General features: G+C 57.3%; 10 protein-coding genes. 8 read left to right on the plus strand and 2 right to left on the minus strand.

Annotated elements, in window-relative coordinates; genetic code table 11:
• The first annotated feature begins 178 nt into the window (after positions 1–178).
• From MMG91_RS20280 to MMG91_RS20315, 8 genes are all read left to right on the plus strand, one after another.
• Positions 179–1804, plus strand: coding sequence for an ABC transporter substrate-binding protein (locus MMG91_RS20280; RefSeq protein ID WP_305448189.1), 1626 nt, complete (start codon positions 179–181; stop codon positions 1802–1804).
• A 301-nt stretch (positions 1805–2105) separates the two neighbouring features.
• The gene (locus MMG91_RS20285) at positions 2106–3707 is read left to right on the plus strand and encodes an ABC transporter substrate-binding protein (RefSeq protein ID WP_310660503.1); all 1602 of its coding nucleotides are present in this window, start codon (positions 2106–2108) and stop codon (positions 3705–3707) included.
• 170 nt (positions 3708–3877) lie between these two features.
• Positions 3878–5299 carry an OprD family porin gene (locus tag MMG91_RS20290; protein ID WP_310660504.1) on the plus strand — a complete coding sequence of 474 codons (1422 nt, stop codon included), beginning with the start codon at positions 3878–3880 and terminating at the stop codon, positions 5297–5299.
• Positions 5300–5374: 75 nt separating this feature from the next.
• Positions 5375–6970, plus strand: coding sequence for an ABC transporter substrate-binding protein (locus MMG91_RS20295; protein ID WP_310660505.1), 1596 nt, complete (start codon positions 5375–5377; stop codon positions 6968–6970).
• Positions 6971–7043: 73 nt separating this feature from the next.
• Positions 7044–8054, plus strand: coding sequence for an ABC transporter permease subunit (locus MMG91_RS20300; protein WP_310660506.1), 1011 nt, complete (start codon positions 7044–7046; stop codon positions 8052–8054).
• 10 nt (positions 8055–8064) lie between these two features.
• A complete protein-coding gene (locus tag MMG91_RS20305; RefSeq protein ID WP_052965615.1) occupies positions 8065–8976 on the plus strand; it encodes an ABC transporter permease subunit in 912 nt (303 codons plus the stop codon).
• A 10-nt stretch (positions 8977–8986) separates the two neighbouring features.
• Positions 8987–9955, plus strand: coding sequence for an ABC transporter ATP-binding protein (locus MMG91_RS20310; RefSeq protein ID WP_052965616.1), 969 nt, complete (start codon positions 8987–8989; stop codon positions 9953–9955).
• Positions 9955–10935, plus strand: a complete 981-nt coding sequence (locus MMG91_RS20315; RefSeq protein ID WP_008009640.1) for a peptide ABC transporter ATP-binding protein — start codon at positions 9955–9957, stop codon at positions 10933–10935. The genes MMG91_RS20310 and MMG91_RS20315 overlap by 1 nt, the downstream gene beginning before the upstream one ends.
• 201 nt (positions 10936–11136) lie before the next feature.
• Here MMG91_RS20315 and MMG91_RS20320 read toward each other — a convergent pair whose 3' ends face one another.
• Both MMG91_RS20320 and MMG91_RS20325 read right to left on the minus strand, forming a co-directional pair.
• Positions 11137–11544: a hypothetical protein gene (locus tag MMG91_RS20320; protein WP_310660507.1), complete on the minus strand. Its 408-nt coding sequence runs from the start codon at positions 11542–11544 to the stop codon at positions 11137–11139.
• Between the two features lie 324 nt (positions 11545–11868).
• Positions 11869–12081 (minus strand): hypothetical protein, encoded by a 213-nt coding sequence (locus tag MMG91_RS20325; protein WP_305504514.1) that lies wholly within the window; start codon positions 12079–12081, stop codon positions 11869–11871.
• Positions 12082–12299 lie beyond the last annotated feature (218 nt).

Consider the following 12299-nt stretch of genomic DNA (forward strand, 5'->3'; position numbering starts at 1 on the left):
AAACGGTCAAATGCGTCAGTATTTATACATATGCGACATTAAGGTACGTTCGTGCCACTGTTTAAGGTTTGTGGCCATTCAGGATCTTGCATTGGGTATGGCCCCTGCATAAGTATCCGCAGGTCGACTCACGAGGTCGTCCTCTAATTCCAAAAATGACAACAATCATGAGGCCACCATGCTTAAACACGCGGTCATTCCGTTTTTAGTCGGCGCAAGCTTATTAGCCAGCGCACCTTTCGCCGTCGCTGCGACTAACCTGGTGTTTTGCTCCGAAGGGAGCCCGGCCGGTTTCGATCCTGGTCAGTACACCACCGGAACCGACTTCGACGCCTCTGCAGAAACCATGTTCAACCGCCTGACCCAGTTCGAGCGCGGCGGCACCGCCGTTGTTCCTGGCCTGGCGACCAAGTGGGACATCTCCGATGATGGCCTGACTTACACCTTCCACCTGCGTGAAGGCGTCAAGTTCCACACCACCCCGTACTTCAAGCCAACTCGTGAGTTCAACGCCGACGACGTGCTGTTCACCTTTAATCGCATGATTAACAAGGATGACCCGTTCCGTAAGGCGTACCCGACCGAATTCCCGTACTTCACCGACATGGGGATGGACACCAACATCACCAAGATCGATAAAGTCGACGACCACACCGTCAAGTTCACCCTCAAAGAAGTTGATGCCGCGTTCATTCAGAACATGGCCATGAGTTTCGCCTCGGTCCAGTCCGCCGAGTACGCTGCCCAGCTGCTCAAGGAAGGCAAAGCCGCCGACATCAACCAGAAGCCGGTCGGTACTGGCCCGTTTGTATTCAAGAGCTACCAGAAAGACTCCAACATCCGCTACACCGGGAACAAGGACTACTGGAAGCCTGACGACGTGAAGATCGACAACCTGATCTTCGCCATCACCACCGACCCGTCGGTACGTATTCAGAAGCTGAAAAAGAACGAGTGTCAGATCACCCTGTTCCCTCGTCCCGCCGATCTGAAGGCGCTGAAGGAAGACAAAACCCTGAAGGTGCCTGACCAGGCCGGTTTCAACCTGGGTTACATCGCCTATAACGTGATGGACAAGATCAAGGGCAGCGATCAGCCGAACCCGATGGCTCAGTTGAAAGTGCGTCAGGCACTGGACATGGCCGTCAACAAGCAGCAGATCATCGACTCGGTTTACCAGGGCGCCGGCCAACTGGCCGTCAACGCCATGCCACCGACCCAATGGTCTTATGACACCACCATCAAGGATGCGCCATATAACCCTGAGAAAGCCAAAGAGCTGCTCAAGGAAGCGGGCATCAAGGAAGGCACCGAGATCAACCTGTGGGCGATGCCGGTGCAACGTCCTTACAACCCGAACGCCAAGCTGATGGCCGAAATGCTGCAGTCCGACTGGGCCAAGATCGGGATCAAAGCGAAGATCGTGACCTACGAGTGGGGCGAGTACATCAAGCGCTCCAAAGGCGGCGAAAACGGCGCGATGCTGATTGGCTGGAGCGGCGACAACGGTGACCCGGATAACTGGCTCAACGTGCTGTTCGGTTGCGACTCGTTGCAGGGCAACAACTTCTCCAAATGGTGCGACAAGAAGTTCGACGGCATCGTTAAAGAAGCCAAGCGCACGACCGATCAGGCCAAGCGCACTGAACTGTACAAACAGGCGCAACACGTCCTCAAAGACGCCGTTCCAATGACACCTATCGCTCACTCGACGGTGTTCCAACCCATGCGCAACAACGTGCAGGACTTCAAGATCAGCCCATTTGGCTTGAACTCCTTCTACGGCGTCAGCGTCAGCAAATAAGGTTTGGCAGCGGCGACGTTATTCACGTCGCCGTTGCTTTATCTACCGAGAAAGTAGGAATTAACTGACAGACAAATCCGCTGCGTACCTCAGCAGAGGTTTAGGACGCGTCGCCTTTTCCTACGAGTCTTTCAGACTCTACACATTTACTGCCAGACCCACGGCTCATACCGTCGGGATCTGACCAGTTCATGCGTGGGCTCTCGGTAATCGCTGCACGCGATGGTTTGAGATCAATGAGGCTTCAGTGCCCTGGACGGGACCAGGCTCATTGATAAAACACTAAACAAGAGGGAGCGTCATGCGCCATACCTTGGTTTTATCCGCATTGCTGGGCACCGGCCTGCTGGCCGTCACTTCCATCAGCCAGGCCGCCAATAACAGCCTGGTGTTCTGCTCCGAAGGCAGCCCCGCGGGCTTCGACACCGCGCAATACACCACGGCGACCGATAACGACGCCGCCGAGCCGCTGTACAACCGATTGGCAGAATTTGAAAAAGGTGCCACCAACGTCGTACCGGGCCTGGCAACGAGCTGGGATATTTCCGAGGACGGTCTCAAGTACACCTTTCACCTGCGCGAAGGGGTGAAATTTCACACCACCAAGTACTTCACACCGACCCGCGATTTCAACGCCGATGACGTGCTGTTCACCTTCAATCGCATGCTCGATCCGCAGCAACCCTTCCGAAAGGCTTATCCAACCGAGTTCCCGTATTTCAACGGGATGAGCCTGAACAAGAACATCGCCAAGGTCGAGAAGACCGGGCCGCTCACCGTGGTGATGACGCTCAACAGCGTCGACGCCGCATTCATCCAGAACATCGCCATGAGCTTCGCCGCGATCCTTTCCGCCGAATACGCCGACCAGTTGCTGGCCTCCGGCAAGCCGAGCGATATCAACCAGAAGCCGATCGGCACCGGCCCGTTCGTGTTCAAGAGCTACCAGAAAGATTCCAACATCCGTTACAGCGGCAACAAGCAGTACTGGGACCCGAGCCGGGTCAAGCTCGACAACCTGATTTTCGCCATCAACACCGACGCCTCGGTGCGCGTGCAGAAACTCAAGGCCAACGAATGCCAGATCACCCTGCACCCGCGCCCGGCCGACGTAACCGCGCTGAAAAACGATCCGAAACTGCAACTGATCGAGAAGCCCGGCTTCAACCTTGGTTACATCGCCTATAACGTGCGGCACAAACCGTTCGATCAGCTCGAAGTGCGCCAGGCGCTGGACATGGCGGTGAACAAGCAAGGCATTCTCAACGCGGTGTATCAAGGCGCCGGGCAACTGGCACAAAACGCCATGCCACCGACCCAATGGTCCTACGACGACACCATCAAAGACACCGCCTACAACCCGGAAAAAGCCAAGGAGCTGCTCAAGGCGGCCGGCGTCAAGGAAGGCACCGAGATCACCCTCTGGGCCATGCCGGTTCAGCGTCCGTACAACCCCAACGCCAAGTTGATGGCCGAAATGCTCCAGGCGGATTGGGCGAAGATCGGCCTCAAGGTCAAGATCGTCAGCTACGAATGGGGCGAGTACATCAAGCGCACCAAGAACGGCGAGCACGACATCAGCCTGATCGGCTGGACCGGTGACAATGGCGATCCGGACAACTGGCTCGGCACGCTTTACAGCTGCGATGCCATTGGCGGCAATAACTACTCCATGTGGTGTGATCCGGCTTACGACAAGCTGATCAAGCAGGCCAAGATCGTGACCGATCGTGACCAGCGCACCGTGCTCTACAAACAGGCGCAACAGTACCTCAAGCAGCAGGTGCCGATCACGCCAGTCGCCCACTCGACGGTCAACCAGCCGTTGAGCGCCAAAGTCGAAGGATTCAAGGTGAGTCCTTTCGGTCGCAACGTGTTCTCGGGCGTCAGTATCGACCAATAACCGATTAGCCAAAACGCTGGGGGCGGATTCCGCCCTCATGCAAGCGTATTGCCGTAATTCGCCAATCCGGCCTATAGCAAACGTTTGCGATGCCTGCATGAGTTCTAAACCAAATAGCCGGATCACCAAAAAAGACCGGCATTAAAAAAAGAAAGAAAGGAGCTTCACCCATGAAACTGAGCAGCACCGCGTTATTGGCCTTGGCCATCAGCAGCGTGACCGCCACGGCGTACGCAGAGCCTGCAAGTCAGGAGTTCGTCCCTACCACATTGGCCGGCAATAGCGCCCAAAGCGAGGCCAAAGGCTTTATCGATGGACAAAGCCTGGGCGGCACAACGCGTAACTGGTATGCCAACGAACTGAAACGTCGTGACGACACCTTCAGCTACAAGAAAAACAGCGTGAAGAACGATCCAACCGCCCCTAGAACCCCGACACCACGTCGTATCAACTGGGTTCAGGGCACCATCGTCAACTACACCTCGGGCTTCACCCAAGGCACCGTTGGCGTCAGCACCGAAGTCGCCGCCTACAACGCCATCGTTCTGGACCGTGACCGCAAGGATATTGCCGGCGGCTCCAACCGCACCCTGGCAGACTCCAACGGCGATGCCGTCGACCAGTGGAGCAAACTGGGTCTGGCCAACGCCAAGTTCCGTGTTTCGAACACCACCCTGACCGCCGGTCGTCAGAACTTCAGCACGCCGATCGTCGACGTCATCGGCAACCGTGCACTGCCTTCGAGCTTTGAAGGTATCAGCCTGCACAGCGAAGAGTTCAACAACCTGTCGTTCGACCTGGCCGGTTTCGACCGCGTTTCGCCACGTACCGAACAGAGTTTGTCGAAGTTCCGCAGCGAGTACTCCGCCACCGGCGTTGAAACCGACAAGGTCTACACCGCAGGCGTGAACTACCAGCCTTTCAAGAGCTTGAAAACCAGCCTGTACGGCGCCAACGTCGAAGACTTCTGGAACCAGTACTACTTCGGCGCCACCCACGAGCTGGGTGACAGCCAGGTGCTGAGTCTGACCACCGGCCTGAACTACTACAAAACCGTCGACGAAGGCAAAAAGTTGATGGGTGAGATCGACAACGACACTTACTCGCTGTCGCTGGGCCTGGCTCACCAGGCTCACAGCCTGACCTTCTCGTACCAGGAAGTGAACGGCGATACGTATTTCGACTACCTGCACGAAACCAACGGCATCTACCTGGCCAACTCCTTGCTGTCGGACTTCAACGGCCCGAACGAGAAATCCTTCCAGATTGCCTACGGTCTGAACATGGCCGAATACGGTGTGCCCGGCCTGAAGTTCAACATCTACCAAGCACGCGGCTGGGGCATTGATGGTACTCACTACCGCGGCACGGCTTACACCGATCCGGGCGCCAAGCGCGGCGACCTGAGTCTAATGGACGGCGAAACCCACTACGAATACGGCATCGGTGCGTCCTACGCCGTGCAGAGCGGCCCACTCAAGGCCACCGCCATCCGCGCGACGTACACCACTCACCGTGCCAGCGAAAACCAGGCTGACGGCAACATCAACGAGTTCCGTCTCGTGACCACCATTCCGTTCAACATTTTGTAAAACGCACGCCTGCGGCTGGCTCATGATGAGTCGGCCGTCCGGCTTTTCTGTTCAACCGATTGCAGAGGGCTCTAGATGAAAATGCTTCCCCTACGAGCGGCCATCGCTGCCGCGTTGCTGAGTGTCGCCGTCGGCGCCTCGGCCAAACCCTTGGTGGTCTGTACCGAAGCCAGCCCGGAAGGCTTCGACATGGTCCAGTACACGACTGCAGTCACAGCCGATGCGGTGGCCGAAACCATCTTCAATCGTCTGGCGGACTTCAAGCCCGGCACCACTGAAGTGATCCCGGCACTGGCCGAGTCGTGGGACATCAGCGACGACGGTCTGACCTACACGTTCCACCTGCGCAAGGGCGTCAAGTTTCACACCACCGACTACTTCAAGCCGACGCGCGACATGAACGCCGACGACGTGGTCTGGAGCTTCCAGCGTCAACTGGACCCGAAACACCCATGGCACAAACTGTCGAGCGTGGGCTTCCCGTACTTTGAAAGCATGGGCTTCAAAGAGCTGCTCAAAAGCGTCGAGAAGGTCGACGACAACACGGTCAAATTCACCCTGACCCGCCGTGAAGCGCCGTTCCTGGCCGACATCGCCATGGCCTTCTCCTCGATCTACTCCGCCGAGTACGCCGATCAGTTGCTCAAGGCCAACAAGGCCGGCGACCTGAACAACAAGCCAATTGGCACCGGCCCGTTTATCTTCCAGCGTTACGCCAAGGACGCTCAAGTCCGCTTCAAGGCCAACCCGGATTACTTCCGCGGCAAACCACCGGCTGATTCGCTGATTCTGGCGATCGCCACCGACAACAACGTGCGCCTGCAAAAGCTCAAGGCCAACGAGTGCCAGATCGCGCTGTATCCGAAACCGGATGACATCCCGAGCATCAAGAAAGACACCAACCTGAAGGTTGATGAACTGAATGCGATGACCGTCTCCTATGTCGCCATGAACACCGCCCGCCCGTACATGAGCGACGTGCGCGTGCGTAAAGCCATCGACATCGCCTTCGACAAGGCTGCGTACGTCAACGCGCTGTTCGGCAAAGGCAATGCGACCGTGGCGGTCAACCCGTACCCGGATACCCTGCTGGGCTACAACCACAAACTGACCAACCCGCCGCGTGATCTGGACAAGGCTCGCGCCCTGCTCAAGGACGCCGGCGTACCGGAAGGCACCACGTTTACCCTGTTCACCCGCAACGGCGGTGGCCCGACCAACCCGAACCCGATGCTCGGCGCGCAGATGATGCAGGCCGACCTGGCCAAGGTCGGGATCAAGATCGATATTCGTGTCATGGAATGGGGCGAAATGCTCAAGCGCGCGAAAAACGGCGAGCACGATATGGTGTCCGCCGGTTGGGCTGGCGATAACGGCGATCCAGATAACTTCCTGACGCCTATGCTCAGTTGCGAAGCCGCCAGGAACGGCGAAAACTATGCTCGCTGGTGCAATGAAAAGTTCCAGGCGCTGATCGACGAAGCACGGGCCAAAGTGAACCCGGACGAACGTACGGCGCTCTACGAACAGGCCCAGGCCATATTCAATCAGGACCAGCCGTGGATCAGCATGGCGCATACCCGAATGTTCACCGCAATGCGCACCAATGTAGAGGGCTATCACATTAGCCCCCTCACCACTAATAACTTCGCCACCACCCAGGTGAAGTAGATAAGAAACGCCCGGCATCGCTGACCCCAGCGCTGCCGGGCACGCCTAACCGGCTGATGAGGTACCACACAAGATGTTTAGTTTTATTGCCCGCCGATTGGGGTTGCTGATCCCCACGTTCTTCGGCATCACCTTGCTGACTTTCGCGTTGATTCGCATGATTCCTGGCGACCCCGTGGAAGTGATGATGGGCGAACGTCGGGTCGACCCCGAAATGCACGCTCAGGCAATGGAACGCCTTGGCCTGAACAAACCGTTGTATGCCCAATACCTGGACTACATCGGCAAGTTGGCCCACGGCGACCTTGGCGAATCCCTGCGTACCCGTGAAAGCGTCTGGACCGAGTTCAGCTCTCTATTCCCCGCGACCCTGGAACTGTCCATGGCCGCCCTGTTGTTCGCCGGCATCCTGGGCCTTCTGGCCGGGGTGATTGCGGCACTCAAGCGAGGATCCCTGTTCGACCATGGGGTGATGGGCATCTCCCTGGCGGGATACTCGATGCCGATCTTCTGGTGGGGTCTGATCCTGATCATGTTCTTCTCGGTGAGCCTGGGCTGGACTCCGGTGTCCGGGCGGATCGACCTGCTCTACGACATCGAGCCGCGCACCGGTTTCATGCTGATCGATACGCTGCTGGCCGATGACGTCGGGGCGTTCTTCGATGCCCTGCATCACCTGATCCTGCCGGCCATCGTGCTCGGCACCATCCCGCTGGCGGTGATCGCGCGGATGACCCGTTCATCGATGCTCGAAGTGCTGCGTGAAGACTACATCCGTACCGCCCGTGCCAAAGGCCTGTCGCCATCGCGCGTGGTGTTCATTCACGGCCTGCGTAACGCACTGATTCCGGTACTGACCGTGGTCGGCCTGCAAGTCGGCACGCTGCTGGCCGGTGCGGTCCTGACCGAAACCATTTTCTCCTGGCCCGGCATCGGCAAATGGCTGATCGAAGCCATTGGCGCACGGGACTATCCCGTGGTGCAGAACGGCATCCTGTTAATCGCCTGCCTGGTGATTCTGGTCAACTTCGTGGTGGACATCCTCTACGGCTTTGCCAACCCACGCATCCGTCATCAGCGCTGAGATCAAGACCATGACCACTCTCACTACACCGGTAGCAGTCGATCAAAGCCTGCTGTATCCGTCTCCGTACAAAGAATTCTGGCACGCGTTCTCCAGGAACAAAGGTGCCGTCGCCGGCCTGATGTTCATGCTGCTGGTGATCTTCTGCGCGATCTTCGCGCCGTGGGTCGCACCACATAACCCGAGCGAGCAATACCGTGACTTCCTGCTGACCCCGCCGTCCTGGCTGGAAGGCGGGCAAATCCAGTTCCTGCTCGGCACCGATGAACTGGGTCGCGACCTGCTGTCGCGGCTGATCAACGGTTCGCGCCTGTCCCTGCTGATCGGCTTGTCGTCGGTGGTGATGTCGCTGATTCCGGGCATCCTTTTGGGTCTGTTCGCCGGGTTCTTCCCGCGCGTGCTCGGCCCGACCATCATGCGTCTGATGGACATCATGCTGGCTCTGCCGTCCCTGCTGCTGGCGGTGGCGATTGTCGCCATCCTCGGCCCTGGCCTGATCAACACCATTATTGCCATCGCCGTGGTTTCGTTGCCGTCCTATGTTCGTCTGACCCGCGCCGCGGTGATGGGCGAACTGAACCGCGACTACGTGACCGCCGCGCGCCTGGCCGGTGCCGGTCTGCCGCGCCTGATGTTCGTCACCGTGCTGCCCAACTGCATGGCGCCGCTGATCGTTCAGGCCACCTTGAGTTTCTCCTCGGCGATTCTCGATGCCGCGGCACTGGGCTTCCTCGGCCTTGGCGTACAACCGCCAACCCCTGAGTGGGGCACCATGCTGGCCTCGGCTCGCGACTACATCGAACGCGCCTGGTGGGTGGTAAGTCTGCCTGGCTTGACCATTTTGCTCAGCGTGCTGGCAATCAACTTGATGGGCGACGGCCTGCGCGATGCGCTGGACCCGAAACTCAAGAACGCCGCCTGAGGAGATTCAAATGTCACTGTTAGAAATCAAGAATCTCAACGTTCGCTTCGGCGACGCCAACGCCGTTCCGGTGGTCGACGGTCTCGACATTACCGTGGACAAGGGCGAAGTGCTGGCCATTGTTGGCGAATCGGGTTCCGGCAAGTCCGTGACCATGATGGCGCTGATGGGCCTGATCGAGCATCCGGGGATCGTCACTGCCGACGCCCTGAATTTCGACGGCAAGAACATGCTCAAGCTCAGCAACCGTCAGCGTCGGCAAATCGTCGGCAAAGACCTGGCCATGGTGTTTCAGGATCCGATGACCGCGCTGAACCCGAGCTACACCGTCGGTTTCCAGATTGAAGAAGTGCTGCGCCTGCACCTGAAAATGTCCAGAAAGGACGCCCGCAAGCGTGCCATCGAGCTGCTGGAAAAAGTGGAAATCCCGGGCGCTGCCAGCCGGATGGACGCCTACCCGCATCAACTCTCCGGCGGTATGAGCCAGCGTGTTGCAATCGCCATGGCGATTGCCGGCGAACCGAAACTGCTGATCGCCGACGAACCGACCACCGCGTTGGACGTCACGATTCAGGCGCAGATCATGGACCTGCTGCTGGCTCTGCAGAAAGAGCAGGACATGGGCTTGGTGCTGATCACCCACGACCTCGCGGTGGTGGCCGAAACCGCCCAACGCGTGTGCGTGATGTACGCCGGTCAAGCGGTTGAAGTCGGTCAGGTGCCACAACTGTTCGACATTCCGGCACACCCGTACAGCGAAGCACTGCTCAAGGCCATTCCGGAACACAGCCTGGGTGCCGCGCGCCTGTCGACGCTCCCGGGCATCGTTCCCGGTCGCTACGACCGCCCGCAAGGCTGCCTGTTGTCGCCGCGCTGCCCCTACGTGCAGGACAACTGCCGCACCCAGCGTCCGGCCCTTGACCCGAAAAGCAACAGCCTCGCCCGCTGCTTCTACCCGCTGAATCAGGAGGTGGCGTAATGGCCGTCGTACTTACCGCCCGCAACCTGACCCGCCACTACGAAGTGTCCCGTGGCCTGTTCAAGGGTCATGCGACCGTGCGCGCCCTCAACGGTGTGTCGTTCGAACTGGAAGCCGGCAAAACCCTCGCCGTGGTGGGCGAATCGGGTTGCGGCAAATCCACCCTGGCCCGTGCCCTGACGTTGATCGAAGAACCGTCCTCCGGTTCCTTGAAAATCGCCGGGCAGGAAGTCGCTGGTGCCGACAAGGCCCAACGCAAGCAGCTGCGCAAAGATGTGCAGATGGTGTTCCAGAGCCCCTACGCGTCGCTGAACCCACGGCAGAAGATCGGTGATCAGCTTGCAGAGCCTTTATTGATCAACACCAACCTCAGCGCCTCGGAACGTCGCGAGAAAGTCCAGGCGATGATGAAACAGGTGGGCTTGCGTCCCGAGCACTACCAGCGCTATCCGCACATGTTCTCCGGCGGTCAGCGCCAGCGGATTGCCCTGGCCCGCGCAATGATGCTGCAGCCGAAAGTGCTGGTCGCGGACGAACCGACCTCGGCGCTGGACGTATCGATTCAGGCGCAGGTGCTCAACCTGTTCATGGATTTGCAGCAAGAGTTCAACACCGCCTACGTGTTCATCTCCCACAACCTGGCCGTGGTGCGTCACGTCGCCGATCATGTGATGGTGATGTACCTCGGTCGCCCGGTGGAAATGGGTCCGAAAGAGGACATCTACACTCGCCCTCTGCACCCGTACACCCAGGCGCTGTTGTCGGCCACTCCGACCATCCATCCGGATCCGGACAAGCCGAAAATCAAGATCGTCGGCGAACTGCCGAACCCGCTGAACCCGCCGTCCGGCTGCGCCTTCCACAAGCGCTGCCCGTACGCGACCGAGCGCTGCACCACAGAAGAACCGCTCTTGCGCCTGGTCGACACCCGCCAGGTGGCTTGTCACTACGCCGAGCAATTCCTCGACGGCGCGGCATAAAAACGCCCTCCTCTAATTTGGGAGGCTATTGGGTAGTCAAACACCCCTTTCTCTTTGATTGCGCATCAATCGAAAGAAAGGGGCGTTTTACAATGTATCGATGACAAAACCAGTAAAAAAACGCTCATTTACAGAGATTTAACATCCGTAGTTAACGCAATACGACTCCGCGTACCTTTCTAGAGGCCTTCGACGCCGCATTTATTTGTGGGGTGTAATACCTTTGAACCTCCCCTCCCCCCTAATATTTTTTTCCTGCGGTGGCTGCTTCCCCGAGGCATTAAAATCGAATTTTAACTCAACAATTCCAGCTTCAAGATCAAGCACTGTTAACGTAAGCTCCCCTGAACGCACGCTCCAGACGCTGCCTTCTGAGTTCATGTAACTAGCACTACTTTGATTTGAACCGTCAAATTTATAAGGCTTGCCTGCTTGAAAATCCTGACTCACAAGATCTATTATTAATTCTTGCTGCCCCTCCCCCAAGCCTTTAAATTTAATAAACTGAGTCCCGTAAGTGTCGCAACTTACATTCTCAGTAACAAAACCTTGTACCTCAGCCCCGACTACTGATAGCTTACCGACTGTTTGTTTAATCCCTTCAGACATGATTAAGTTCCTTTTGCTTGAATTTAAAAGGCGCATACCGCCGACTAATCTTTAATCACCGCACAATTATCTGTCTACTGTCATATCTGACAGGTAAGGGTGCTTAAATCGAAGTTCCCGACAAATGGTAAGGAGATTAGATGATTAATCTAACACTTCTAGAAAGTCTTCTAATCAGCCACCACCCGCCCGCTCGACAACCACCAGGTGTCCTGGGTGATTACTTTCAAAGAAATTGAATTGTTCGAGTAACTGATTGACCAAACCCCTTCTACTCCGATTGCGCATCAGTCGGGGGAGAAGGGGTTTTCATTTGTCTGACATTTACGTTTGCTTGTCTTCCTCATCCTCCTCATCGGCGTCTGGGTCGTCATCGTCTGCTTCCGTCGCAGCGATCATCAGCTCGCTATGCACGCCTTGCCCGTTCACGGCCTGTTTTTCATGGTCCTCACATTCTGCCCACGCCACCGCCGACGTGCCGAGGGATAGCATCACCAAAACCTTAAGCAACAACACAATGCGTTGAAAAATACTCATAGCCGATTCCATCCTTTGTGGGTGACGCATGGATGCCTGAAAGGTACTGAATGAAATTTAGTTCCGATTGACCGGGTTCTCCAGACAGGACGCTACCGGGTAGCAGAAAATGCCGTTGGCGGGGAGACTGGTTTCGAATAAGGGCTATATCCAAATCCACTAACAACAATGATCCACTGTGGGAGCAACTGTCTTGATGGTCTTTATTTTGAAGGCAT

This window comes from Pseudomonas sp. JL3, from assembly GCF_031570575.1.
GTDB classification, from domain to species: domain Bacteria; phylum Pseudomonadota; class Gammaproteobacteria; order Pseudomonadales; family Pseudomonadaceae; genus Aquipseudomonas; species Aquipseudomonas cucumis.

Excerpts from the sequence above, each read along its gene's own strand:
- MMG91_RS20315 (WP_008009640.1), top strand. The coding sequence starts at position 9,955 with ATGGCCGTCGTACTTACCGCCCGCAACCTGACCCGCCACTACGAAGTG.
- MMG91_RS20325 (WP_305504514.1), bottom strand. The coding sequence starts at position 12,081 with ATGAGTATTTTTCAACGCATTGTGTTGTTGCTTAAGGTTTTGGTGATG.
- MMG91_RS20320 (WP_310660507.1), bottom strand. The coding sequence starts at position 11,544 with ATGTCTGAAGGGATTAAACAAACAGTCGGTAAGCTATCAGTAGTCGGG.
- MMG91_RS20300 (WP_310660506.1), top strand. The coding sequence starts at position 7,044 with ATGTTTAGTTTTATTGCCCGCCGATTGGGGTTGCTGATCCCCACGTTC.
- MMG91_RS20290 (WP_310660504.1), top strand. The coding sequence starts at position 3,878 with ATGAAACTGAGCAGCACCGCGTTATTGGCCTTGGCCATCAGCAGCGTG.
- MMG91_RS20285 (WP_310660503.1), top strand. The coding sequence starts at position 2,106 with ATGCGCCATACCTTGGTTTTATCCGCATTGCTGGGCACCGGCCTGCTG.
- MMG91_RS20305 (WP_052965615.1), top strand. The coding sequence starts at position 8,065 with ATGACCACTCTCACTACACCGGTAGCAGTCGATCAAAGCCTGCTGTAT.
- MMG91_RS20280 (WP_305448189.1), top strand. The coding sequence starts at position 179 with ATGCTTAAACACGCGGTCATTCCGTTTTTAGTCGGCGCAAGCTTATTA.
- MMG91_RS20295 (WP_310660505.1), top strand. The coding sequence starts at position 5,375 with ATGAAAATGCTTCCCCTACGAGCGGCCATCGCTGCCGCGTTGCTGAGT.
- MMG91_RS20310 (WP_052965616.1), top strand. The coding sequence starts at position 8,987 with ATGTCACTGTTAGAAATCAAGAATCTCAACGTTCGCTTCGGCGACGCC.